18 protein-coding genes and 3 rRNA genes are annotated in these 24,877 nt (G+C 52.3%); 8 read left to right on the top strand and 13 right to left on the bottom strand.

The genetic code is table 11. The features are described from left to right. Positions 1 to 29 precede the first annotated feature (29 nt). The 4 genes from dtd to typA all read right to left on the bottom strand — a co-directional run bounded on the left by dtd (position 30) and on the right by typA (position 3,874). Positions 30 to 467, bottom strand: a complete 438-nt coding sequence (dtd, locus tag MKleb_RS00385) for a D-aminoacyl-tRNA deacylase (protein ID WP_014227372.1) — start codon at positions 465 to 467, stop codon at positions 30 to 32. Then, on the bottom strand, positions 464 to 1,324 hold the full coding sequence (locus MKleb_RS00380; RefSeq protein WP_217076393.1) for a virulence factor BrkB family protein: 861 nt from the start codon (positions 1,322 to 1,324) through the stop codon (positions 464 to 466). Before MKleb_RS00380 ends, dtd begins: the two co-directional genes overlap by 4 nt. Next, entirely contained in the window at positions 1,318 to 1,917 is a 600-nt protein-coding gene (yihX, locus tag MKleb_RS00375) for a glucose-1-phosphatase (RefSeq protein ID WP_004127106.1), read from the bottom strand. The genes MKleb_RS00380 and yihX overlap by 7 nt, the downstream gene beginning before the upstream one ends. A 133-nt stretch (positions 1,918 to 2,050) precedes the next feature. Continuing rightward, on the bottom strand, positions 2,051 to 3,874 hold the full coding sequence (typA, locus tag MKleb_RS00370) for a ribosome-dependent GTPase TypA (RefSeq protein ID WP_004127103.1): 1,824 nt from the start codon (positions 3,872 to 3,874) through the stop codon (positions 2,051 to 2,053). A gap of 378 nt (positions 3,875 to 4,252) precedes the next feature. Between typA and glnA the strand changes: the two genes are divergently transcribed. The 4 genes from glnA (at position 4,253) to MKleb_RS00350 (ending at position 8,541) form a co-directional block, all read left to right on the top strand. Next, a complete protein-coding gene (gene glnA / locus MKleb_RS00365; RefSeq protein WP_004127100.1) occupies positions 4,253 to 5,662 on the top strand; it encodes a glutamate--ammonia ligase in 1,410 nt (469 codons plus the stop codon). Positions 5,663 to 5,850: 188 nt separating this feature from the next. Then, complete coding sequence (gene glnL / locus MKleb_RS00360) at positions 5,851 to 6,900, top strand: nitrogen regulation protein NR(II) (protein WP_004127098.1); 1,050 nt, start codon at positions 5,851 to 5,853, stop codon at positions 6,898 to 6,900. Positions 6,901 to 6,908: 8 nt separating this feature from the next. Next, complete coding sequence (glnG, locus tag MKleb_RS00355; protein WP_004107350.1) at positions 6,909 to 8,318, top strand: nitrogen regulation protein NR(I); 1,410 nt, start codon at positions 6,909 to 6,911, stop codon at positions 8,316 to 8,318. Positions 8,319 to 8,430: 112 nt separating this feature from the next. Then, positions 8,431 to 8,541 (top strand): YshB family small membrane protein, encoded by a 111-nt coding sequence (locus MKleb_RS00350; RefSeq protein ID WP_004855828.1) that lies wholly within the window; start codon positions 8,431 to 8,433, stop codon positions 8,539 to 8,541. A gap of 36 nt (positions 8,542 to 8,577) precedes the next feature. Here the strand turns inward: MKleb_RS00350 and hemN are convergent, their stop codons facing one another. Further along, positions 8,578 to 9,951, bottom strand: a complete 1,374-nt coding sequence (gene hemN / locus MKleb_RS00345) for an oxygen-independent coproporphyrinogen III oxidase (protein WP_025106525.1) — start codon at positions 9,949 to 9,951, stop codon at positions 8,578 to 8,580. A gap of 188 nt (positions 9,952 to 10,139) precedes the next feature. Further along, entirely contained in the window at positions 10,140 to 10,646 is a 507-nt protein-coding gene (yihI, locus tag MKleb_RS00340; protein WP_217076391.1) for a Der GTPase-activating protein YihI, read from the bottom strand. 583 nt (positions 10,647 to 11,229) lie between these two features. Between yihI and yihA the strand changes: the two genes are divergently transcribed. Then, positions 11,230 to 11,862, top strand: coding sequence for a ribosome biogenesis GTP-binding protein YihA/YsxC (gene yihA / locus MKleb_RS00335; RefSeq protein ID WP_025106524.1), 633 nt, complete (start codon positions 11,230 to 11,232; stop codon positions 11,860 to 11,862). 349 nt (positions 11,863 to 12,211) lie between these two features. Here yihA and polA read toward each other — a convergent pair whose 3' ends face one another. Beyond that, entirely contained in the window at positions 12,212 to 15,001 is a 2,790-nt protein-coding gene (gene polA, locus MKleb_RS00330) for a DNA polymerase I (protein WP_025106523.1), read from the bottom strand. Between the two features lie 396 nt (positions 15,002 to 15,397). Here polA and MKleb_RS00325 point away from each other — a divergent pair, with 396 nt between their 5' ends. Further along, entirely contained in the window at positions 15,398 to 16,297 is a 900-nt protein-coding gene (locus tag MKleb_RS00325; RefSeq protein WP_025106522.1) for an acyltransferase, read from the top strand. A gap of 49 nt (positions 16,298 to 16,346) precedes the next feature. On the opposite strand, the gene dsbA is transcribed toward MKleb_RS00325, so the two are convergent. The 3 genes from dsbA to MKleb_RS00310 form a co-directional block, all read right to left on the bottom strand. Beyond that, a complete protein-coding gene (gene dsbA / locus MKleb_RS00320; protein ID WP_004855816.1) occupies positions 16,347 to 16,970 on the bottom strand; it encodes a thiol:disulfide interchange protein DsbA in 624 nt (207 codons plus the stop codon). Between the two features lie 27 nt (positions 16,971 to 16,997). Next, positions 16,998 to 17,984, bottom strand: a complete 987-nt coding sequence (locus tag MKleb_RS00315) for a serine/threonine protein kinase (protein WP_025106521.1) — start codon at positions 17,982 to 17,984, stop codon at positions 16,998 to 17,000. Between the two features lie 75 nt (positions 17,985 to 18,059). Further along, positions 18,060 to 18,329, bottom strand: a complete 270-nt coding sequence (locus tag MKleb_RS00310; protein WP_025106520.1) for a YihD family protein — start codon at positions 18,327 to 18,329, stop codon at positions 18,060 to 18,062. Positions 18,330 to 18,400: 71 nt separating this feature from the next. On the opposite strand from MKleb_RS00310, the gene mobA reads away from it, so the two are divergent. Both mobA and mobB read left to right on the top strand, forming a co-directional pair. Beyond that, a complete protein-coding gene (gene mobA / locus MKleb_RS00305; protein WP_025106519.1) occupies positions 18,401 to 18,982 on the top strand; it encodes a molybdenum cofactor guanylyltransferase MobA in 582 nt (193 codons plus the stop codon). Continuing rightward, positions 18,979 to 19,497, top strand: a complete 519-nt coding sequence (gene mobB / locus MKleb_RS00300; RefSeq protein WP_025106518.1) for a molybdopterin-guanine dinucleotide biosynthesis protein MobB — start codon at positions 18,979 to 18,981, stop codon at positions 19,495 to 19,497. Before mobA ends, mobB begins: the two co-directional genes overlap by 4 nt. Before the next feature lie 112 nt (positions 19,498 to 19,609). Here mobB and rrf read toward each other — a convergent pair. The 3 genes from rrf to MKleb_RS00285 form a co-directional block, all read right to left on the bottom strand. Continuing rightward, positions 19,610 to 19,725 (bottom strand): 5S ribosomal RNA (gene rrf / locus MKleb_RS00295). Between the two features lie 97 nt (positions 19,726 to 19,822). Continuing rightward, positions 19,823 to 22,728 (bottom strand): 23S ribosomal RNA (locus MKleb_RS00290). 206 nt (positions 22,729 to 22,934) lie between these two features. Then, a 16S ribosomal RNA gene (locus MKleb_RS00285) occupies positions 22,935 to 24,474 on the bottom strand. Together the 16S, 23S and 5S rRNA genes form the textbook arrangement of a ribosomal RNA operon. Between the last annotated feature and the right edge of the window lie 403 nt (positions 24,475 to 24,877).

Raw genomic sequence — 24,877 nt, 5'->3', positions numbered from 1 at the left:
TGTTACCCGCAGCCTGCCCGGAAGCTGGCTCATACCTGCAACCAAAAGGTCACGGGACCATCATTCACCAGAGAAACCTGCATATCGGCAGCAAATCTCCCGGTCTGCGTATTCATTTGCTGCTGGCGGCAGCGCTCAACGAAATACTCGTACAGCGCTTCCGCTTTATCCGGTGCAGCCCCTTTCGAAAAACCAGGACGCATCCCGCGTTCGGTATCGGCTGCCAGCGTAAACTGCGAAACCACCAGCACGCTGCCGCCAGCCTGCTGCACGTTCAGATTCATTTTGCCTTCAGCATCGCTAAAAATACGGTATCCCAGCACGCGCTCGCACAGGCGGTTCGCCTTTTGCTCATCATCGTCTCTCTCGACGCCTAACAGTACCAGAAGCCCGGGGCCGATTTCGCCCGTCACTTCACCCTCCACGGTAACGCTAGCTCGGGATACGCGTTGAATTAATGCAATCATGATTGTTCTGTTTCTTCTTTTTTCAGTTTGCGGTATTCACCGAGAGTGACAGTAATTTCAGCGCCAAGCAAGACGATACACCACGTCCAGTACACCCAGACAAACAAAATAGGCACCACGGCAAGCACGCCATAAATCAGCTGATATGACGGGAACGCGGTGATATATAAAGCAAAAGCTTTCTTACCCGCCTCAAAGAGCAGCGCCGCAACCAGGGAACCGATTATCGCATCGCGGTTACGCACCTCGGCCGTCGGCACAATGCTGTAAAGCAGCCAGAATGCCACCCAGGATAAAATGAGCGGAAAAATACGCAGCACATCGTCAATCACGCTATTCAGGTCGCTGGCCCAGCGTAACGACAGGAGATAGGAGCTGATCGCCAGGCTGGCCCCCGCCAGCAGCGGCCCCAGGGTAAGGATCATCCAATAAACCGCAAAGGAGTAGGTTTTGGGCCGGGTTCGGGTACTGCGCCAGATGGTGTTCAACGCGCTATCAATCGAATACATCAGCAGCAGCGATGTCACAATCAGGCCGAAAGCGCCCACGGCGGTCATCCGGCTGGAGTTGGCGACAAACTGCTCAATATAGGCCTGAATGACATCTCCGGTTGCCGGAATGAAATTGGCGAAAATAAAGTGGCGAATCTGAATACTGACATCAGAAAACATCGGAAATGCCGCGAACAGCGCGAACACGACGGCAATCAGCGGCACAAGGGAGAGTAACGACACGTAGGCAAGATTGCCTGCCAGGGTCGTCATATTATCTTCATCAATACGCCGCCATAACAGCTTTAGCCAGGCGACCAGCGGCCGCAGATGGCGCGTTGTTTTTTGATGAACGGTTTTTAGCATAGCTGTTTAGCAAAGTAGTTGGGGATGGTTTCCTTCCCGGTCACCAGAATACTGGTTATGCCAAGCTGGTTAGCCCCGGCGATATTGTCCGCGTTATCATCGAAGAAGACCGTATCGTCAGCGGCGAAACCTTCAGCGTCGAGGACGCTCTGATAGATCCGCGCTTCCGGTTTACGCATCCCCATCTCTTGAGAAAGATAGATATGATCAGCAACGGCGCGTATTTCAGGGTACTCATCCGGCCAGAAAGTCGTATGCAAACGGTTCGTGTTGGACAGAACCACAACGCGATGCCCCTGCTCGCGTAATTTTTGCATAATCGCGATAACCTCCGGGCGCAGGGCAACGAAAACCGCCTGCCAGCCGTGGGAGAACTGCTCGTAGCTTAGCGACATGTTCATTTCATGGCACATCGCCGCCGCAAAATCTTCGTCGCTGATTTCACCGCGCTCATGCTGGTGGAACGCTTCGCCCATGGTGAAATGCTGCTGCAGCGTCGCAAGGGGAATGCGCGTTAAATCACTCCACGTCCCGAGCACCCGGTTGAAGTCAATATCGACAATCACATTACCTAAATCAAAGATATAGAGCATGGTCCTCTCCTTTTGCACCGTGGAAAATTAACTGTAGCGGGAAAGGGGGAGTTTGACTACGGGCGGCAGGGCTTTGTACAAAAAAGAAACCCTGCCATTGAGGCAGGGTTCAGATAGCAGAAAGAAGCGTTAATTAATCTTCTTTCGCACCGCGCATCGCGCGTTTACGGTCGTTCTCGGTCAGGTGACGTTTACGGATACGGACAGAAGTCGGGGTGACTTCTACCAGTTCGTCGTCATCGATGAACTCCAGAGCCTGCTCCAGGGTCATCTTAACCGGCGGAACCAGAACCGTTGCTTCGTCAGTACCGGACGCACGCATGTTGGTCAGTTTCTTACCGGTCAGGCAGTTTACCGTCAGGTCGTTAGAACGACTGTGAATACCGATAATCTGGCCTTCGTAAACTTCTGCGCCGTGGCCCAGGAACAGCTTACCGCGATCCTGCAGGCTGAACAGTGCGAACGCAACCGCTTTACCCTGGCCGTTGGAGATCAGAACACCGTTCTGACGCTGACCCACATCACCCGCACGAACGTCGTCGTAGTGGCTGAAGGTGGAGTACAGCAGACCGGTACCGGAGGTCATGGTCATGAATTCTGAACGGAAGCCGATCAGACCACGGCTTGGGATCACGTAGTCGAGACGTACGCGGCCTTTGCCATCTGGATTCATGTTTTTCAGATCGCCTTTACGCTCACCCAGCGCCTGCATCACAGAACCCTGGTGCTGCTCTTCAACGTCCAGCGTGACGTTTTCGAACGGCTCTTGCTTACGGCCATCGATTTCGCGGAAGATAACTTTCGGACGGGAAACCGCCATTTCGAAACCTTCACGACGCATGTTCTCGATAAGAACGGACAGGTGCAGTTCACCACGGCCAGAAACGCGGAATGCGTCTGCATCCGGCGTTTCTTCAACGCGCAGCGCGACGTTATGTACCAGCTCTTTGTTCAGGCGGTCAAGGATCTGACGAGAGGTAACGTACTTACCTTCTTTACCACAGAACGGCGAGGTGTTAACGCAGAAGAACATAGAGACGGTCGGCTCATCAACGGACAGCGCCGGCAGCGCTTCAACATTCTGCGTATCGCAGATGGTGTCAGAGATGTTCAGTTCGCCCAGACCGGTGATCGCGATAATATCGCCAGCTTCTGCGACGTCGCTCTCGATACGCTCAAGGCCCAGATGGGTCAGAACTTTACCGACTTTACCGTTACGGGTTTTGCCTTCGCTATCAATGATAGTGACCTGCTGGTTCGGCTTCACTTTACCGCGCTTGATGCGGCCGATGCCGATGACGCCAACGTAGTTGTTGTAGTCCAGCTGGGAGATTTGCATCTGCAGCGGGCCATCAAGGTCAACGTTCGGCGCCGGTACGCGATCGACGATGGTTTGATACAGCGGCGTCATGTCTTCAGCCATATCTTCGTGATCCAGACCCGCGATACCGTTCAGCGCAGAAGCGTAAACGATAGGGAAGTCCAGCTGCTCGTCGGTAGCGTCGAGGTTAACGAACAGGTCGAATACCTGATCGACAACCCAGTCAGGACGCGCGCCCGGACGGTCAACTTTGTTGATAACAACAATTGGCTTCAGGCCATGAGCAAAGGCTTTTTTGGTCACGAAGCGCGTTTGCGGCATCGGACCATCCATTGCATCAACGACCAACAGAACGGAATCAACCATGGACATGACACGTTCAACTTCACCACCGAAGTCGGCGTGCCCTGGGGTATCAACGATGTTGATACGGTAGTCATTCCATTTGATAGCGGTGTTTTTAGCCAGGATGGTAATCCCGCGCTCTTTCTCCAAATCGTTGGAGTCCATCACTCGCTCTTGAGTTTCGGCACGCGCGTCGAACGTACCGGATTGCTGTAGCAGCTTATCAACCAGGGTAGTTTTACCATGGTCAACGTGCGCGATGATGGCGATATTACGCAAATTTTCGATCACAACTTTGCCTCAGGCATTAGAAATAGCGCGTTATTGTACACGGATTAATCGCAGTACAAAACAGGATCACAAACATCCTCCGCAAACAAGTATTGCAGAGATTCTTTGTGATCGCTTTCACGGAGCGTTAAAAGGGTTATTAAAGGTCAATTGCACCAAATAAGTGCCCAATGTTCACACAAATGCACTATATTGGTGCAATGCATTCATTTTGGTGCAGCCCTTTTGCACGATGATGTGCATGATAACGCCTTTTGGGGGCAATTTAAAAGTTGGCACAGATTTCGCTTTATATTTTTTAAGGCAACAACGCCACTTTTCGTAGTTAAAAAGTTTTCGTTTCCACGACGACAATGACCAATCCGGGAGAGTTTAAGTATGTCCGCTGAACACGTTTTGACGATGCTGAACGAGCATGAAGTGAAGTTTGTCGATCTGCGCTTCACCGATACCAAAGGTAAAGAACAGCACGTTACTATTCCTTCTCATCAGGTAAATGCCGAATTCTTCGAAGAAGGCAAAATGTTTGATGGCTCCTCGATTGGCGGCTGGAAAGGTATTAATGAATCCGACATGGTCCTGATGCCGGATGCAACCACCGCGCTGATCGATCCGTTCTATGAAGAACCGACGCTGATCATCCGCTGCGACATCCTGGAACCCGGCACGCTGCAGGGCTATGACCGTGACCCGCGCTCCATTGCTAAGCGCGCTGAAGAGTATCTGCGCTCTACCGGCCTGGCTGACACCGTACTGTTCGGGCCAGAACCAGAATTCTTCCTGTTCGACGACATCCGTTTTGGTGCGTCCATCTCCGGTTCCCACGTTGCTATCGATGATATCGAAGGCGCATGGAACTCCTCCACCAAATACGAAGGCGGCAACAAAGGCCACCGTCCGGGCGTGAAAGGCGGTTACTTCCCGGTTCCGCCGGTAGACTCCTCTCAGGATATCCGCTCCACCATGTGTATGATCATGGAAGAGATGGGCCTGGTTGTTGAAGCTCACCACCACGAAGTGGCGACTGCGGGTCAGAACGAAATCGCTACCCGCTTTAACACCATGACCAAAAAAGCGGACGAAATTCAGATTTACAAATACGTTGTGCACAACGTCGCACACCGTTTCGGCAAAACCGCGACCTTCATGCCAAAACCGATGTTTGGCGATAACGGCTCCGGTATGCACTGCCACATGTCCCTCTCCAAGAACGGCGTAAACCTGTTCTCTGGCGACAAATACGCAGGCCTGTCTGAACAAGCGCTGTACTACATCGGCGGCGTTATCAAACACGCGAAAGCGATTAACGCCCTGGCTAACCCGACCACCAACTCCTACAAGCGTCTGGTCCCGGGTTACGAAGCGCCGGTTATGCTGGCTTACTCTGCCCGTAACCGTTCCGCGTCTATCCGTATTCCGGTTGTCACCTCTCCGAAAGCGCGCCGTATCGAAGTTCGCTTCCCGGACCCGGCGGCTAACCCGTACCTGTGCTTCGCTGCGCTGCTGATGGCTGGCCTTGACGGTATCAAGAACAAAATCCATCCGGGCGAAGCCATGGATAAAAACCTGTACGATCTGCCGCCGGAAGAAGCGAAAGAGATCCCACAGGTTGCAGGTTCTCTGGAAGAAGCACTGAACGCGCTGGACGCAGACCGTGAATTCCTGACCGCCGGTGGCGTATTCACCAACGACGCTATCGATGCTTACATCGCCCTGCGTATTGAAGAAAACGACCGCGTACGTATGACTCCGCACCCGGTTGAGTTCGAGCTGTACTACAGCGTCTAATTTTGCTGTAAATCCGCGGTATTCCGTGTTGTGGCGTGGGATACCAAGGATGTTTTGTTGCCGTGGAAACTTTCAGCCCATCTCAGGATGGGCTTTTTTCTCCACCAACACGCTGATCTCATGAGCTTTTTATACATAAAAAGCTATACTGCACTAAAATAGTGCACTCATTTTCAGGAGACTGTCGAATGGCAACAGGCACACTGCCCGATGCTGGGCAGATCCTTAACTCTTTAATCAACAGTATCTTACTGGTCGATGACGACCTGGCGGTGCATTACGCGAACCCGGCGGCGCAGCAGCTGCTGGCGCAAAGTTCGCGTAAATTATTCGGCACGCCGCTGCCGGAGCTGTTGAGCTATTTCTCGCTGAATATCGGCCTCATGCAGGAGAGCCTCGCTGCGGGTCAAGGGTTTACCGATAACGAAGTGACGCTGGTCATTGATGGCCGCTCGCACATCCTTTCCCTGACGGCGCAACGCCTGCCTGAAGGCTATATCCTGCTGGAAATGGCGCCGATGGATAATCAGCGCCGTCTGAGCCAGGAGCAGCTACAGCACGCACAGCAGATTGCCGCTCGCGACTTAGTGCGTGGCCTGGCCCACGAGATTAAAAATCCGCTGGGCGGTCTGCGCGGCGCGGCACAGCTGCTGAGCAAAGCGCTGCCCGATCCTGCGCTAATGGAATATACCAAAGTCATTATTGAACAGGCCGATCGGTTAAGAAATCTGGTTGACCGTCTGCTGGGACCACAGCATCCCGGAATGCACGTAACAGAAAGCATCCACAAGGTCGCTGAGCGGGTGGTAAAGCTTGTGTCGATGGAGCTGCCGGATAACGTCAAGCTGGTTCGCGACTATGACCCCAGCCTGCCAGAACTGCCGCACGACCCGGACCAAATTGAACAGGTGCTGCTGAATATCGTCCGTAATGCGCTGCAGGCTCTGGGACCGGAGGGCGGCGAAATCACTCTGCGCACCCGTACGGCCTTTCAGTTAACCCTGCACGGCGTGCGCTACCGCCTCGCTGCGCGTATCGACGTTGAAGATAACGGCCCGGGAATACCGTCTCACTTACAGGATACGCTGTTTTATCCGATGGTGAGCGGGCGCGAAGGCGGTACCGGACTCGGGCTGTCTATCGCCCGCAGCCTTATCGATCAGCACTCCGGCAAAATTGAATTTACCAGTTGGCCAGGGCATACCGAATTCTCGGTGTACCTGCCTATTCGGAAGTAGAGGTGTTTATGCAACGAGGGATAGCATGGATCGTTGACGACGATAGCTCCATCCGTTGGGTGCTTGAACGCGCGCTCACCGGGGCAGGCTTAAGTTGTACAACGTTTGAAAGCGGCAACGAGGTGCTTGATGCCCTCACGACCAAAACCCCGGATGTGCTGCTGTCTGATATCCGCATGCCGGGAATGGATGGACTGGCGCTGCTAAAGCAAATTAAACAGCGCCATCCGATGCTCCCGGTCATCATAATGACGGCGCATTCGGATCTTGACGCGGCGGTCAGCGCCTATCAGCAGGGCGCCTTTGATTATCTGCCGAAACCGTTTGATATCGATGAAGCGGTGGCGCTGGTTGATCGTGCCATTAGCCATTACCAGGAACAGCAGCAGCCGCGTAATGCGCCGATTAATAGCCCAACGGCCGATATCATCGGCGAAGCGCCGGCCATGCAGGACGTCTTCCGCATTATCGGCCGCCTGTCGCGTTCATCAATCAGCGTACTGATCAACGGCGAGTCCGGTACCGGTAAAGAGCTGGTTGCCCACGCTCTCCACCGCCACAGCCCGCGCGCCAAGGCGCCGTTTATCGCGCTAAATATGGCGGCCATTCCGAAAGATCTGATTGAGTCAGAACTGTTTGGCCACGAGAAAGGGGCCTTTACCGGCGCCAATACCGTGCGCCAGGGGCGATTCGAGCAGGCAGACGGCGGCACGCTGTTCCTCGACGAGATCGGCGATATGCCGCTGGACGTACAGACACGTCTGCTGCGCGTACTGGCCGATGGCCAGTTTTATCGCGTGGGGGGCTATGCGCCGGTGAAGGTGGATGTACGCATTATTGCCGCCACCCACCAGAACCTTGAACTGCGCGTCCAGGAAGGAAAATTCCGCGAGGATTTATTTCACCGCCTGAACGTGATTCGCGTCCATCTGCCGCCGCTGCGCGAGCGTCGGGAAGATATCCCGCGACTGGCGAGACATTTCCTGCAAATTGCCGCCCGTGAGCTGGGCGTGGAGGCCAAACAGCTGCATCCGGAGACGGAGATGGCGTTAACCCGACTGGCATGGCCGGGCAACGTACGTCAGTTGGAAAACACCTGTCGCTGGCTGACGGTAATGGCCGCAGGTCAGGAGGTTCTGACGCAGGATCTTCCCAGCGAGCTGTTTGAAACGGCGATACCGGATAACCCGACGCAAATGCTGCCGGATAGCTGGGCCACGCTGCTGGGGCAATGGGCCGATCGCGCTTTGCGTTCCGGTCATCAAAACCTGCTCTCGGAAGCGCAGCCGGAGATGGAGCGCACGCTGCTGACCACCGCGTTACGCCACACGCAGGGGCATAAACAAGAGGCGGCTCGCCTGCTGGGCTGGGGTCGTAATACCCTGACGCGTAAGCTAAAAGAGTTGGGAATGGAGTAGCAGCGCGGCGGCGAGTAAAAAATAGTCATCCAGCGCAAACTGCTGCTATTTTGTACTTTACTGTTGCCATGCGTTGAGTATGATCTTGCCCGGAAAGACGGGGGGAGAAATCATGCTTGAATCATTTATTAATATTATATCGAGCGGTGTTGCAGCGGGTCATACGCCGCAGACGGCGGTAGCTGCCGTTCTGTGCGCGGCGATGGTTGGGCTGTTTAGCTGATAATACCCCCGCTCCTTCCTGGAGTGGGGGTATGCTTTATATCACGCGGGAAAACTGCTGCATCCGCGCTTTCTGGCGCAGATACGTATCAAAACACATGCAGATATTGCGTATCAGCAGCCGGCCTTTCGGCGTCACCTGAATGCCCTTCTCATCCACCTCCACCAGCCCATCTTTGGCCAGCGGTGCCAGCAATTTCATATCGTCGGCAAAGTAGCTATCGAAGGTAAGATCCCACTGCGCTTCTACCGCAGCGAAGTCGAGACGGAAGTGACAAATTAGCGCCTTAATCACGTCGCGACGAATGCAGTCATCGCGCGTCAACGCAATACCGCGCCACAGCGCCGTTCCGGTTTCATCAACCTGCTGATAATACTGCTTCAGCTCTTTCTGGTTCTGCGCATAGCAATCGCCAATCATGCTGATCGCCGAGACGCCCATCCCCAGCAGATCGGTGTCTCCCTGGGTGGTATACCCCTGGAAGTTACGATGCAGGATACCTTCACGCTGGGCTATCGCCAGCTCATCATCCGGACGGGCAAAGTGGTCCATGCCGATAAACTGATATCCCGCGGCCGTCAGCGAAACAATCGTCTCCTGAAGAATGTCCAGCTTCTGTTCTGCAGAAGGTAGATCGGCGTCTTTGATTTTGCGCTGTGCAGCAAAGAGCGTTGGCAGATGCGCATAGTTGAATACGCTCAGACGATCGGGGTTGAGCTCCGCCACTTTCTGTAGCGTATACGCGAAGCTCTGCGGCGTTTGCTTCGGCAGACCGTAAATCAGGTCGATATTGGTAGAGGTAAAGCCGATATCGCGCGCGTGGTTGAGTAGCGCGAAGATAAACGCTTCATCCTGCTCGCGGTTCACCAGGCGCTGCACTTCTTTGTTGAAGTCCTGCACGCCCATACTCAGGCGATTAAAGCCTTCGAGGCGTAAATGATCCAGGACATCGAGTTCGATTTCGCGCGGATCAACCTCAATGGAGATCTCTGCATCCGCGTTAAAATTGAAATGGGTACGCAGCAGCCCCATCAGACGACTAATTTGCGTCTTGTTTAAATAGGTTGGCGTACCGCCGCCCCAGTGCAGCTGATTAACTTTGCGGCCAGCAAAAAGCGGCGCGCGATGAATAATCTCCTGCTCAAGCACATCCAGATACTGGTCGGCCTTATGCTGCTGACGAGTGACGATTTTGTTGCAGCCGCAGAAATAGCAGAGTTTATGGCAAAACGGGATATGCACGTACAGCGAGAGGGGACGCTGCGGATAGCGGGCTACCGCCGCATCAAATTCAGCGGCACCAAATTCTGGAGAAAACTCCAGCGCGGTGGGATACGAAGTATAACGCGGCCCGGAATAGTTATATTTCTGGATCAGGGCCAGATCCCAGTCGATTAACTGCACAGACATGCTCACTCCTTCCGATGGTACCGTCGGCGGGTACGCCGCCCCGGCCCAACCGCACCTCGGGTAATGAGCCGGTTGCGCAGCCATTTCTGACGCCGCGACAACCGTCGTAGTTTAACGAATAACCACAGCAGATAACATATAACCAGAAGGGTTATAAGCAGGACCGGGAATCCGATGGGGTGCAAACGTTAGTTTCCACCCTTCAGCAGGCGCATCATATCTTCTTTGCGCTCTTCCTCTTCTTCATCTTCGTCATCATCGTATGAGAGGCCCAACTGCTGCATCAGCTCATCAATACGATCCAGCTTAGCGTCAACCCAGGCCTGCTCTTCAGCATTCAGGGTACCGCCCTCTTCCAGACGTTCCAGCAGCGCGTCCAGGCGCTCATCGTTCTCCAGCAAATCCAGCTCAGCCTGCGGTGAAAGCATAGGTTTCTCGCTCTTTGGTTTATGCTGCTTAATCGCCGGAGCATTTTCAGTTACGCCCAGCGGGATTGGTTTTTTACTGCCAATTCGGGGATCTTGCTGCTGACCTTGTTTTTTACCTGCTGAAGCGGTGTCGCCGCCGGTCGCACGACTTCCTGCCGCTTGGCCGCGATGCTTCTTCTGATGCTTGCGCTCGCGGGCTTCCTGGTTCAATTCTTCACGCGTTTTGCGATTTTTTTTGCCGCGAGGTACGGATGTCGGTTTTTTCATGTTGTGTAATCTTCAGGCCGTTTTCTTCAGTATAGAATTGAGGCGGAATCTAGCAGAAAGCAAGCAAAGAAAAAAGGCGACAGATTACTCTGTCGCCTTTTTCCGCACTGATAACCCTTAATGGGCTTCTACTTTCCATGTTAGCTAACGACACACCCTGTCTTTCCTTTAGCTACCAACAATCCCTGTTACATCCATTTCCTTTTAAAACGTCTCCAGACGTTTGTCATCCTGACAATCCGTAGTCTTCGCCTCCTGGCGCTTCCTGACTCCTCATCCTGAGTCATAATCCTGTTAGCATCCTCGCCCTTGACCGCTACTTTACTGGTTTGCGGGAAACCTACAACCGACTGTACAGAAAAAAAACGAGTTTCAGAATTTTCTTTCATTTTAACGCAATGATTTATATAATTTTGTATTATTTTTAATCAGACTTTTCTCATGAATTTCTCATATAACCAATAGCCAATGTCTCACAAAGACTGTGGTTTTAACTTACAGCGATGAGGTGCGGTAAAAACAGCCTTTTTCTGTTGTTCAGGTATAATCCCCGTCAAAGCCTGATTTAACGGAGACGACCGTCTTGACCAACTGGAATTATCAACTGACGCATTTTGTCACTAGCGCGCCAGATATCCGCCATCTTCCTGCCGATACCGGTATTGAAGTGGCCTTTGCTGGCCGCTCTAACGCCGGGAAATCCAGCGCGCTGAACACGCTGACTAACCAGAAAAGCCTCGCGCGTACTTCGAAGACGCCAGGCCGTACGCAGCTTATTAACCTGTTTGAAGTCGCTGAAGGCAAACGCCTGGTCGACCTGCCGGGCTATGGATATGCCCAAGTTCCGGAAGAGATGAAAATCAAGTGGCAGCGCGCGCTGGGTGAATATCTGGAGAAACGCCTCTGTCTGAAAGGGCTGGTTGTGTTGATGGATATTCGTCATCCGCTTAAAGATCTCGATCAGCAGATGATCCAATGGGCGGTGGAAAGCGATATCCCGGTACTGGTGCTGCTAACCAAAGCCGATAAGCTGGCCAGCGGCGCGCGAAAAGCGCAGATCGCCATGGTTCGTGAAGCGGTCACCGCCTTTAACGGAGATGTGCAGGTCGAAGCGTTTTCTTCCCTGAAGAAGCAGGGCGTGGATAAACTACGGCAGAAGCTGGATAGCTGGTATAACGATATCCCTCCTCAGGAAGCCTCTGAAGAAGGCGAATAATCTCGCTAACTTCTCCGGATAGCGGCGCGTGAGGCTCTATCCGGGTAGCCCGCCTCATCAGCATCGATACACAAAAAATTTTCTTTCGCGCAATAAAAAACGCCCCGGTCATAAATGACCGGGGCGGCTAAAATATTCAGCCAAATCCGATTACGTGAAGTAAAAGGTCTGAAAGATAGAACATCTTACCTCTGTACCCTACGTCTTTAACTCTACTCTTCTTTCGGTTACGGATAAAGCATTTTTTGTAGTTTTTTTTCACTCTTTACATAGCAAATTCAAATGATCATCACAAAATGCGATAGGTTATGTTACTCACTTACAAGAAATGACCTTCCTTACCGAATACTTAGTGCGCTTGATCCCAGTTTTCTCCACTACCCACTTCCACCAGCAGCGGAACCGCCAGCGTCGTGCTGCTTTCCATCAGTTCGTGGATCTTTTTCGCAACCGCCTCAAGGTCGTCTTTATGCACTTCAAAGACCAGTTCATCGTGTACCTGCATAATCATCCGCACGCGCGGTTTTTCGCTTAATAACCAGCTATCTACGGCGATCATCGCGCGCTTAATAATGTCGGCAGCGGTTCCCTGCATCGGCGCATTGATCGCCGCACGCTCGGCACCGGCGCGGCGCGCGCCGTTGCTGGATTTGATGTCCGGCAGGTAGAGACGACGGCCATCAAGCGTTTCAACATACCCCTGCTCTTTGGCCTGGGTGCGGGTGCGCTCCATATACTCCAGCACGCCCGGATAGCGCTCAAAGTAGAGATCCATATACTTTTGCGCTTCTTTGCGTGGAATATTGAGCTGGCGCGCAAGGCCGAATGCGCTCATGCCGTAAATCAGGCCGAAGTTGATCGCCTTCGCGCTGCGGCGCTGTTCGCTGCTGACACTCTCCAGCGGCAAACCAAAGACCTCTGCCGCCGTCGCGCGGTGGATATCCTTCCCTTCCGCAAACGCGGTCAGCAGGCCCTTGTCGCGGGAAAGATGCGCCATGATGCGCAGTTCAATTTGCGAGTAGTCGGCAGAGACAATGAGATAATCTTCCGGAGCAATAAACGCCTGACGGATGCGCCGCCCTTCTTCGTTGCGCACCGGAATGTTCTGCAGGTTCGGGTCTGTAGACGACAAACGTCCCGTTGCCGTAACCGCCTGGTGATAAGAGGTGTGAACCCGGCCCGTTTTCGGGCTGATCATCAGCGGCAGCTTATCGGTATAGGTGGATTTGAGTTTTGCCAGACCACGATACTCGAGGATGACTTTCGGCAGCGGATAGTCCAGCGCCAGCTCTTCCAGCACCTCTTCCGAGGTAGACGGCGCGCCGCCCGGGGTTTTCTTCAGCGGCTTAATACCTTGTTTTTCAAACAGGATGGTTTGCAGCTGCTTCGGCGAAGAGAGGTTAAACTCCTCACCCGCGATATCATACGCCTTCTTCTCCAGTTCAATCAGGCGTTTGGCTATCTCCTGAGAATGCGCATGCAGCACGGCCGGATCAATCTTCACCCCGTTACGCTCCACGCGGGATAGCACCGGCACCAGCGGCATTTCAATATTTTTAAAGACGTTCAGCGGGCCTTCATTTTGCTGAAGTTCAGGCCACATTTTGAGGTGCAGCTGCAGCGTGACATCGGCATCTTCCGCCGCGTAGCGGCCCGCTTCTTCCAGCGCGATCTGATTGAATGTGAGCTGGTTTTTACCTTTACCCGCAATCTCTTCAAAGGTAATGGTTTTGTGCTTCAGCCAGCGATCGGAGAGGCTATCCATATCATGGCGGCCCGCCACGCTGTCAAGAATGTAGGATTCCAGCATGGTATCAAAGGCAATACCGCGCAGTTCAATGCCGTAGTTAGCCAGGATACCGCGGTCATATTTGAGGTTTTGCCCAACCTTCAGAACTTTGTCATCTTCCAGTAGCGGTTTCAGCAGCTCAAGGACACGGTCGCGCGGGATCTGATCCGGTGCATCCAGATAATCATGGGCAACCGGTACATAGGCCGCAACGCCAGGCTCAATGGCGAAGGATAAGCCAACCATATTGGCGGATACGTTATCGAGGCTGTCAGTTTCGGTATCAAAGGCAAAAAGCGGCGCTTTCTTCAGGCTCTCAACCCAGGTCAACAACGTTTCTTCATCAAGGATCGTGACATAATTTTCAGAAGAGAGCGCCGTCGCGGTTTCCTCCTCCGCATCGGCCACGTCAGCCACCGCTACAACCGCCTTTGCCGCAGGCTTAGCGCCTTTTGCCTGCATCCACTTGCCGGACTCTACATCGGTGATCCAGCGTTTGAATTCATATTTTTTAAACAGCGTGAGCAGTTCATCAGCGACGGGTTGCGCAACCAGCAAATCTTCACAGCCCAGCTCCAGCTCAACGTCCGTTTTGATCGTCGCCAGCTGATAAGAGAGGTACGCCACCTCTTTATTCTGTTCCAGCTTTGCGGCCATCGTTTTTGCGCCGCGGAAGGTCAGCCCGGCGATTTTTTCAGGCTCAGCGTATAACGTATCAAGACCACCCAGCCCCTGCAGTAACGCCTGCGCTGTCTTTTCTCCCACGCCAGGTACGCCTGGAATATTGTCCGATGAATCTCCCATCAGGGCCAGAAAATCGATGATCAGCTCCGGTGGTACGCCGTATTTCGTCACCACTTCATCGGGGCCAAGGATAGTGTTGGTCATGGTGTTAATCAGCGTAATACCCGGCGTAACCAGCTGGGCCATATCTTTATCGCCGGTGCTAATCAGTACCGGACGCCCGACCTTTTCAGCTTCACGCGCCAGGGTACCGATGACATCATCGGCTTCTACGCCAGGAACAGCCATTAGCGGCAGGCCCATCGCTTTTACCATGGCATGCAGCGGCTCGATCTGCGCACGCAGATCGTCCGGCATCGGCGGGCGATGAGATTTATAGTGCTCAAACAGTTCATCACGGAAAGTCTTCCCCTTGGCATCAAACACGACGACAGCGTGGGTCGGTTGATACTGCAGGATCAGGCTTCGCAGCATATTCAGCACGCCATACATTGCGCCTGTCGGTTCACCAGCGCTATTCGTCAGCGGGGGGAACGCGTGATATGCCCGATAAAGGTAAGAGGAGCCGTCAACGAGGATGAGAGGGTTTTCTGGGATCTGAACCATAATTTCCGTGCCTGTTTATCAGATTATCGGTAAAGGATGCCACAGACGGGCATTAAATCCTGAATTTTTCCCGCATTTCGTCGAAAAGATTCTGCGATCCTTTCGATCGCGTTATGGGCTATCCTGTGGATAACTTTGTGAATATTTTTATAACGACAGCCAAACAATCGTTAATTAAATCATCCATAAACAAATTATTTCATATTTATCATTAAGTTATACACGCATAATTTGCTTTAATAACACCATGGCGACTCAATGTTCCATGTGGATATAAGATCCGAAAATTTTTCTGTTCTGGTAAGACCCGTTATTTACGCTATTTTCTGGTAAAATCAGCCTCTTGCGCCGTTTAAACGCGTTCTTTGTCAATCTAACTTTCTGAATAAATTAACTATGTCGAGATTACTCGCCGCGATAACGCTCCCGCTGAGTATCGCCCTGACTATCATAGTCACCATAATCTGCTCGGTGCCAATCATCGTCGCCGGGCTGATTAAACTTCTTGTGCCTATTCCTGCGGTCTGGCGCTCGATATCCGTTTTTTGCAATTTCATGATGTACTGCTGGTGTGAAGGGCTGGCTCTGCTGCTGCCTCTTAATCCCTGGCTTAAATGGGATATACAGGGCCTGGATGGCCTGAATAAGAAAAACTGGTATCTGCTCATCAGCAACCACCATAGCTGGGCAGATATCGTGGTGCTTTGCGTGCTGTTTCGCAAACATATCCCGATGAATAAATATTTCCTCAAGCAACAGCTCGCCTGGGTGCCGTTTATTGGGCTGGCCTGCTGGGCGCTGGATATGCCTTTTATGCGCCGCTATTCCCGAGGCTACTTACTCCGCCATCCAGAACGCCGGGGCAAAGATGTTGAAACCACTCGCCGCTCCTGCGAGAAATTCCGCGCGCATCCAACAACGATTGTTAACTTTGTCGAAGGCTCTCGTTTCACGGAAGAAAAGCAACAGCAGGCCCGTTCGCCTTACCAGAATCTGTTATCGCCAAAGGCTGCGGGTATTGCCATGGCATTAAGCGTGCTCGGCTCGCAGTTTGATAAGCTTTTGAACGTCACGTTATGCTATCCGGAAAACAACCAAAAGCCGTTTTATGACATGCTGAGCGGCCGATTGACGCGGATTGTGGTGAGAGTCAGTCTTGAACCTGTGACGGAAGAGCTGCACGGCGATTATGTAAATGACAAAAACTTTAAGCGACGCTTTCAGCGCTGGCTAAACAGGCTTTGGGAAGAGAAAGATCGGCAGTTAACGGAAATAATGCAGCAGGCAGAGAAATAATTGTGGGCGCAGAAAAGAAAAACGCCGGTCAGTAACCGGCGTTTATTTTTTATTTCTTCTCAACGAGCTGCTTAACGGTATCGGCATACTGGGCAACAAATGCGTCCATGTTGCTGGTATCCATACCCTGCGGGTTAAGCTGGTATTTACCGTTAACGTACATAGCCGGCACGCCCTGCAGCTGGAAATCAGCGGCGGCTTTCTCTTGCTGAGCCACCAGGGATTTCACCACGAAGCTGTTCCAGGCTGCATCGTAATCTTCACCTTTAACGCCGGCGTCAACGAAGACCTTACGGATATCGGCCACGGTCTGGACGGTCTGGTTTTTCTGTACCGCTTCAAACATCGGCACGGTAATTTTATCTTCCACACCCAGCGCCATCGCAACGGCCCACGCCTGAGTCAGATCCTTGCCTAACGGACCCAGGAACTCAACGTGGTATTTCGTCATTTTGACGCCTTCAGGCAGCTTTTTCTTCACGTTATCTGATACATGAAGAACTTCCTCAAACTGATAGCAATGCGGGCAGTAGAACGAGAAAAACTCGAGCACCTGCGGCTCACCGGCAACGGGCTTATCGAGGGTAATATACTGCTTACCGTCGGTGATCTGGGCAGCGGATGCACTGAAAGCCAGAATCATACCAGCCAGCGCCAGCCAAATTTTTTTCATGATTAATTCTCTCCTGGATATATCACATTAATACATTGGCGTTAACTGAAGAGGCGGTTCCTGCAGAACCTTTACCTGCTCAAGAAAAGTTGTTGTCTGCCCGCGCCAGTAATCTTCCCCGGTTAACCACGGGAAGTTTTTAGGAAAAGCGGGATCTTCCCAGCGCCTTAATAACCACGCCAGATAATAAACTAACCGCATTGCACGTAAAGGTTCGATGAGGGCAATTTCATCGGTATTGAAAGCGCTGAACTCTTCATACGCTTCAATGATCATCTCAAGCTGCATCCGTTGTTCGGCTTTATCGCCGTTCAACAACATCCACAGATCCTGGATAGCAGGTCCATTACGTGAATCATCTAAATCAACAAACAGTGGCCCATCGCGCCAGAGGATGTTTCCCGCATGGCAATCACCGTGTAACCGTAAAATATTGGCGCGTCCGTGCCATTGCGCCATTACCGCATCAATCAGCTTATCGGTAGCGCTGAGAAAAGCCTCTTTCAGACCTGCAGGTATCAGCGGGGAAAGCTCAAAGACCTGGCGTGGCTCAAGAAGATACTCATTCGTCCCTATCTCCGGACGCGCGACAAAACGCTGTTTGCGTCCAGTTTGATGCAGACGGCCAAGGTAGCGCCCAACCCATTCCATCTGATCGAGGTTATCCGCCTCAAACTGACGTCCACCCAGGCTTGGGAATACGGCGAAAAAGAATCCCTGATGCTGATGAAGGGTACTGTTGTTAAACGACAACGGCGCCGCTACAGGGACTTCGTCCTGCACGAGCTGGAGGGAAAACTGATGTTCTTCGAGGATCTGCTGGGCGGACCAGCGCTCAGGACGATAGAACTTCACCACATAGCGGCGAAGATCTTCGTCCTGAAACTGGTAAACCCGGTTCTCATAGCTATTAAGCGGAGTGAGACCGGAGTCCACCCGCATTCCCAGATCAAATAAGCCATCAATGATGGTATCCGGGTGAAGCGTCTGAAAAGTGAAAGCCTTATCGTGCATCCTGACATCCGATAATCGTACGAATGATACAGGATATCATCTCATTGCCGATTCCGCGGCAGCGCTTACAACCTTTTACTCTTTAATCACGCCGCGAGCGCGTAGCAGCGCGGTTTTAAAATCTTCTTCATAATCTTTCTGAATCCCGGGAATAACGGCTTCTTTTGCCGAGTCGCGCATCTTCAGATGATAAATCAGAATATCGTCAGAGAGATCGCTCAACTCACCGGTGTATCCGGCCTCTTTTGCCAGTTTTTGCAAAAATTGCATTAAATTCAGCTCGGGTTCTTTCTGCCAGGCTGGCTGGAGGAGTTCAATGACTTCATTCAGACGTTTACATTTCATAGCAATGCTCCTTACTCTTGATAGGAATACGTTAGCAGGGACAATCCCACAATGAAAGAGGCGATATTAATATGCAGGGCAAGGTCATAACCGGCGTCGTGCTGGCGGGAGGAAGAGGCTCGCGCATGGGAGGAATAGATAAAGGATTACAGCTGCTGAAAGGTAAAGCCCTCTGGCGTCATGTCGCCGATGCGCTGCAGCCGCAGGTTACAAAGCTGGTAATTAGCGCTAACCGCAATCTTGATTGCTGGCGAAGCAGCGGCTACCCGATTATTACCGACTCTCTGAACGACTTTCCCGGGCCGTTGGCCGGCATGCTTTCCGTAATGCATCAGGTTGAGGGCGAGTGGTTTCTGTTTTGTCCCTGTGATACGCCATTTATCCCATCATTTCTGGCGACGCGCTTAATACAGCAGAGAAAATCCTCTCCAGCCGTTTGGGTACACGATGGTGAACGTGACCATCCGGCCATTGCTCTGGTGAATCGCGAGGCGATCGGCGAACTGGAAACGTATCTGGCCGCAGGAGAAAGACGGGTAATGGTATTTCTGCGCAAAATTGGCGGTCATAGCGTCGATTTTAGCGATGTAAAATCAGCATTTATTAACGTCAATACTCTCGACGATTTGCAACGTATGCAGGTGCCATCATGATTCCGCTTTTAGCCATCGCAGCCTGGAGCGGTACAGGTAAAACCACCCTACTGAAGTCGCTGATTCCGGCACTGCGCGCGGAAGGCTTACGGCCAGGGCTAATTAAACATACTCATCACGATATGGACGTGGATAAACCCGGTAAAGACAGCTATGAACTGCGTAAAGCCGGAGCGGCTCAGACGATTGTCGCCAGCTCCCAGCGTTGGGCATTAATGACGGAAACACCCGAAGAGCCTCCGCAGGATCTGGAATGGCTGGTTAGCCGAATGGATGCATCAACGTTAGATTTAGTCCTGGTTGAGGGTTTTAAGCATGAAGCTGTGCCCAAAATCCTGCTTTTTCGGCAAAACAGCGGGCATAGTATTGAAGAATTAGTTTATGACGATGACGTGATTGCCATAGCCAGCGATACGCCGGTCGAGACATCGCTTCCACTGTTAGATTTAAATGATGTCCCGCAAATAGCCGCTTTTATTATGCAGTGGTTAAAGGGGTTTAACGAGGACCGATAGTTATTGCAGAGATATAGCCATGATCGCGCCTTCTGAAGGCATCTGCTGATAGTTTCAGACGACAAAAACGCAAAAAGCCCATCCGTCAGGATGGGCTCTTCACTTGTTTGATGCCTGGCAGTTCCCTACTCTCACATGGGGAGACCCCACACTACCATCGGCGCTACGGCGTTTCACTTCTGAGTTCGGCATGGGGTCAGGTGGGACCACCGCGCTAGTGCCGCCAGGCAAATTCTTTGTGCTCAGTACGCAATTCTTTATCGCGTACTTAACTCTGAATCTAAGCTGAAAATCTCTCAAATCGCCAAAACATCTTCGGCGTTGTAAGGTTAAGCCTCACGGTTCATTAGTACCGGTTAGCTCAACGCATCGCTGCGCTTACACACCCGGCCTATCAACGTCGTCGTCTTCAACGTTCCTTCAGGACTCTCAAGGAGTCAGGGAGAACTCATCTCGGGGCAAGTTTCGTGCTTAGATGCTTTCAGCACTTATCTCTTCCGCATTTAGCTACCGGGCAATGCCATTGGCATGACAACCCGAACACCAGTGATGCGTCCACTCCGGTCCTCTCGTACTAGGAGCAGCCCCCCTCAATTCTCCAGCGCCCACGGCAGATAGGGACCGAACTGTCTCACGACGTTCTAAACCCAGCTCGCGTACCACTTTAAATGGCGAACAGCCATACCCTTGGGACCTACTTCAGCCCCAGGATGTGATGAGCCGACATCGAGGTGCCAAACACCGCCGTCGATATGAACTCTTGGGCGGTATCAGCCTGTTATCCCCGGAGTACCTTTTATCCGTTGAGCGATGGCCCTTCCATTCAGAACCACCGGATCACTATGACCTGCTTTCGCACCTGCTCGCGCCGTCACGCTCGCAGTCAAGCCAGCTTATGCCATTGCACTAACCTCCTGATGTCCGACCAGGATTAGCTGACCTTCGTGCTCCTCCGTTACTCTTTAGGAGGAGACCGCCCCAGTCAAACTACCCACCAGACACTGTCCGCAACCCGGATTACGGGCCCACGTTAGAACACCAGCCATTAAAGGGTGGTATTTCAAGGATGGCTCCATGCAGACTGGCGTCCACACTTCAAAGCCTCCCACCTATCCTACACATCAAGGACCAGTGTTCAGTGTCAAGCTATAGTAAAGGTTCACGGGGTCTTTCCGTCTTGCCGCGGGTACACTGCATCTTCACAGCGAGTTCAATTTCACTGAGTCTCGGGTGGAGACAGCCTGGCCATCATTACGCCATTCGTGCAGGTCGGAACTTACCCGACAAGGAATTTCGCTACCTTAGGACCGTTATAGTTACGGCCGCCGTTTACCGGGGCTTCGATCAAGAGCTTCTCCGCGAGGATAACCCCATCAATTAACCTTCCGGCACCGGGCAGGCGTCACACCGTATACGTCCACTTTCGTGTTTGCACAGTGCTGTGTTTTTAATAAACAGTTGCAGCCAGCTGGTATCTTCGACTGATTTCAGCTCCATGAGCAAGTCACTTCACCTACCATCAGCGTGCCTTCTCCCGAAGTTACGGCACCATTTTGCCTAGTTCCTTCACCCGAGTTCTCTCAAGCGCCTTGGTATTCTCTACCTGACCACCTGTGTCGGTTTGGGGTACGATTTGATGTTACCTGATGCTTAGAGGCTTTTCCTGGAAGCAGGGCATTTGTCACTTCAGCACCGTAGTGCCTCGTCATCACACCTCAGCGTTGATAACGTTCCGGATTTACCTGGAACATCCGCCTACATGCTTAAACCGGGACAACCGTCGCCCGGCCAACATAGCCTTCTCCGTCCCCCCTTCGCAGTAACACCGAGTACAGGAATATTAACCTGTTTCCCATCGACTACGCCTTTCGGCCTCGCCTTAGGGGTCGACTCACCCTGCCCCGATTAACGTTGGACAGGAACCCTTGGTCTTCCGGCGTGCGGGTTTTTCACCCGCATTATCGTTACTTATGTCAGCATTCGCACTTCTGATACCTCCAGCAACCCTCACAGGCCACCTTCAACGGCTTACAGAACGCTCCCCTACCCAACAACACATAGTGTCGCTGCCGCAGCTTCGGTGCATGGTTTAGCCCCGTTACATCTTCCGCGCAGGCCGACTCGACCAGTGAGCTATTACGCTTTCTTTAAATGATGGCTGCTTCTAAGCCAACATCCTGGCTGTCTGGGCCTTCCCACATCGTTTCCCACTTAACCATGACTTTGGGACCTTAGCTGGCGGTCTGGGTTGTTTCCCTCTTCACGACGGACGTTAGCACCCGCCGTGTGTCTCCCGTGATAACATTCTTCGGTATTCGTAGTTTGCATCGGGTTGGTAAGTCGGGATGACCCCCTAGCCGAAACAGTGCTCTACCCCCGAAGATGAGTTCACGAGGCGCTACCTAAATAGCTTTCGGGGAGAACCAGCTATCTCCCGGTTTGATTGGCCTTTCACCCCCAGCCACAAGTCATCCGCTAATTTTTCAACATTAGTCGGTTCGGTCCTCCAGTTAGTGTTACCCAACCTTCAACCTGCCCATGGCTAGATCACCGGGTTTCGGGTCTATACCCTGCAACTTAACGCCCAGTTAAGACTCGGTTTCCCTGCGGCTCCCCTATACGGTTAACCTTGCTACAGAATATAAGTCGCTGACCCATTATACAAAAGGTACGCAGTCACCCAACTAGTGGGCTCCTACTGCTTGTACGTACACGGTTTCAGGTTCTTTTTCACTCCCCTCGCCGGGGTTCTTTTCGCCTTTCCCTCACGGTACTGGTTCACTATCGGTCAGTCAGGAGTATTTAGCCTTGGAGGATGGTCCCCCCATATTCAGACAGGATACCACGTGTCCCGCCCTACTCTTCGAGTTCACAACCTGTGCGTTTTAGTGTACGGGAGTATCACCCTGTACCCTGCGACTTTCCAGACGCTTCCACTAACACACAAGCTGATTCAGACTCCGGGCTGCTCCCCGTTCGCTCGCCGCTACTGGGGGAATCTCGGTTGATTTCTTTTCCTCGGGGTACTTAGATGTTTCAGTTCCCCCGGTTCGCCTCGTTAACCTATGTATTCAGTTAACGATAGTGCAACGAATTGCACTGGGTTTCCCCATTCGGACATCGCCGGCTATAACGGTTCATATCACCTTACCGACGCTTTTCGCAGATTAGCACGTCCTTCATCGCCTCTGACTGCCAGGGCATCCACCGTGTACGCTTAGTCGCTTAACCTCACAACCCGAAGATGTTTCGTAAAACATCGTCGTGTCGCGAAAATTTGAGAGACTCGAACACACATTAACTGTGTGTCGTTTCAATTTTCAGCTTGATCCAGATTTTTAAAGAGCAACATTTCACAATGCACTTCACAGTACATTTTGAAATTCATCATTTATCAGACAATCTGTGTGGACACTACAAAGGCAGGTTCTTTAAGGTAAGGAGGTGATCCAACCGCAGGTTCCCCTACGGTTACCTTGTTACGACTTCACCCCAGTCATGAATCACAAAGTGGTAAGCGCCCTCCCGAAGGTTAAGCTACCTACTTCTTTTGCAACCCACTCCCATGGTGTGACGGGCGGTGTGTACAAGGCCCGGGAACGTATTCACCGTGGCATTCTGATCCACGATTACTAGCGATTCCGACTTCATGGAGTCGAGTTGCAGACTCCAATCCGGACTACGACATACTTTATGAGGTCCGCTTGCTCTCGCGAGGTCGCTTCTCTTTGTATATGCCATTGTAGCACGTGTGTAGCCCTACTCGTAAGGGCCATGATGACTTGACGTCATCCCCACCTTCCTCCAGTTTATCACTGGCAGTCTCCTTTGAGTTCCCGACCGAATCGCTGGCAACAAAGGATAAGGGTTGCGCTCGTTGCGGGACTTAACCCAACATTTCACAACACGAGCTGACGACAGCCATGCAGCACCTGTCTCACGGTTCCCGAAGGCACCAAAGCATCTCTGCTAAGTTCCGTGGATGTCAAGAGTAGGTAAGGTTCTTCGCGTTGCATCGAATTAAACCACATGCTCCACCGCTTGTGCGGGCCCCCGTCAATTCATTTGAGTTTTAACCTTGCGGCCGTACTCCCCAGGCGGTCGACTTAACGCGTTAGCTCCGGAAGCCACTCCTCAAGGGAACAACCTCCAAGTCGACATCGTTTACAGCGTGGACTACCAGGGTATCTAATCCTGTTTGCTCCCCACGCTTTCGCACCTGAGCGTCAGTCTTTGTCCAGGGGGCCGCCTTCGCCACCGGTATTCCACCAGATCTCTACGCATTTCACCGCTACACCTGGAATTCTACCCCCCTCTACAAGACTCCAGCCTGCCAGTTTCGAATGCAGTTCCCAGGTTGAGCCCGGGGATTTCACATCCGACTTGACAGACCGCCTGCGTGCGCTTTACGCCCAGTAATTCCGATTAACGCTTGCACCCTCCGTATTACCGCGGCTGCTGGCACGGAGTTAGCCGGTGCTTCTTCTGCGGGTAACGTCAATTGCTGAGGTTATTAACCTCAACACCTTCCTCCCCGCTGAAAGTACTTTACAACCCGAAGGCCTTCTTCATACACGCGGCATGGCTGCATCAGGCTTGCGCCCATTGTGCAATATTCCCCACTGCTGCCTCCCGTAGGAGTCTGGACCGTGTCTCAGTTCCAGTGTGGCTGGTCATCCTCTCAGACCAGCTAGGGATCGTCGCCTAGGTGAGCCGTTACCCCACCTACTAGCTAATCCCATCTGGGCACATCTGATGGCAAGAGGCCCGAAGGTCCCCCTCTTTGGTCTTGCGACGTTATGCGGTATTAGCTACCGTTTCCAGTAGTTATCCCCCTCCATCAGGCAGTTTCCCAGACATTACTCACCCGTCCGCCACTCGTCACCCGAGAGCAAGCTCTCTGTGCTACCGTTCGACTTGCATGTGTTAGGCCTGCCGCCAGCGTTCAATCTGAGCCATGATCAAACTCTTCAATTTAAGTTTGATGCTCGTGAATTAAACTTCGTAATGAATTACGTATGTTCACTCAGAGACTTGGTATTCATTTTTCGTCTTGCGACGTTAAGAATCCATGTCACTTTGAGTGCCCACACAGATTGTCTGATAAATTGTTAAAGAGCAGTGCAACGCGGCTTTCGCTCACCGTTGCGAGGTGGCGTATATTACGCTTTCCTCATTCAGAGTCAAGCGTTTAATTTCGCTTTTCTCTGCCGGTATTCATCGCTGAATCCCGCTGACCCGGCGGGCTGTAAGCCGTTGTTCCGTGTCAGTGGAGGCGCATTATAGGGAGTTATTCCGAAGTGACAAGGGCTAAATGCAAAAAACTTTTTAACCGCCTCTTTTTTCATCATTACGGCGCGTAATGTAGCAAAAAACCGGC

It is taken from the genome of Klebsiella sp. PL-2018, from assembly GCF_019048985.1.
GTDB classification, from domain to species: Bacteria; Pseudomonadota; Gammaproteobacteria; order Enterobacterales; family Enterobacteriaceae; genus Klebsiella; species Klebsiella michiganensis.
Note: the sequence above shows the minus strand (reverse complement) of the source record. Positions and strands in the feature narration are given on the sequence as shown.

Excerpts from the sequence above, each read along its gene's own strand:
- dtd (WP_014227372.1), bottom strand. The coding sequence starts at position 467 with ATGATTGCATTAATTCAACGCGTATCCCGAGCTAGCGTTACCGTGGAG.
- MKleb_RS00380 (WP_217076393.1), bottom strand. The coding sequence starts at position 1,324 with ATGCTAAAAACCGTTCATCAAAAAACAACGCGCCATCTGCGGCCGCTG.
- yihX (WP_004127106.1), bottom strand. The coding sequence starts at position 1,917 with ATGCTCTATATCTTTGATTTAGGTAATGTGATTGTCGATATTGACTTC.
- glnA (WP_004127100.1), top strand. The coding sequence starts at position 4,253 with ATGTCCGCTGAACACGTTTTGACGATGCTGAACGAGCATGAAGTGAAG.
- glnL (WP_004127098.1), top strand. The coding sequence starts at position 5,851 with ATGGCAACAGGCACACTGCCCGATGCTGGGCAGATCCTTAACTCTTTA.
- glnG (WP_004107350.1), top strand. The coding sequence starts at position 6,909 with ATGCAACGAGGGATAGCATGGATCGTTGACGACGATAGCTCCATCCGT.
- MKleb_RS00350 (WP_004855828.1), top strand. The coding sequence starts at position 8,431 with ATGCTTGAATCATTTATTAATATTATATCGAGCGGTGTTGCAGCGGGT.
- hemN (WP_025106525.1), bottom strand. The coding sequence starts at position 9,951 with ATGTCTGTGCAGTTAATCGACTGGGATCTGGCCCTGATCCAGAAATAT.
- yihI (WP_217076391.1), bottom strand. The coding sequence starts at position 10,646 with ATGAAAAAACCGACATCCGTACCTCGCGGCAAAAAAAATCGCAAAACG.
- polA (WP_025106523.1), bottom strand. The coding sequence starts at position 15,001 with ATGGTTCAGATCCCAGAAAACCCTCTCATCCTCGTTGACGGCTCCTCT.
- MKleb_RS00325 (WP_025106522.1), top strand. The coding sequence starts at position 15,398 with ATGTCGAGATTACTCGCCGCGATAACGCTCCCGCTGAGTATCGCCCTG.
- dsbA (WP_004855816.1), bottom strand. The coding sequence starts at position 16,970 with ATGAAAAAAATTTGGCTGGCGCTGGCTGGTATGATTCTGGCTTTCAGT.
- MKleb_RS00315 (WP_025106521.1), bottom strand. The coding sequence starts at position 17,984 with ATGCACGATAAGGCTTTCACTTTTCAGACGCTTCACCCGGATACCATC.
- MKleb_RS00310 (WP_025106520.1), bottom strand. The coding sequence starts at position 18,329 with ATGAAATGTAAACGTCTGAATGAAGTCATTGAACTCCTCCAGCCAGCC.
- mobA (WP_025106519.1), top strand. The coding sequence starts at position 18,401 with ATGCAGGGCAAGGTCATAACCGGCGTCGTGCTGGCGGGAGGAAGAGGC.
- mobB (WP_025106518.1), top strand. The coding sequence starts at position 18,979 with ATGATTCCGCTTTTAGCCATCGCAGCCTGGAGCGGTACAGGTAAAACC.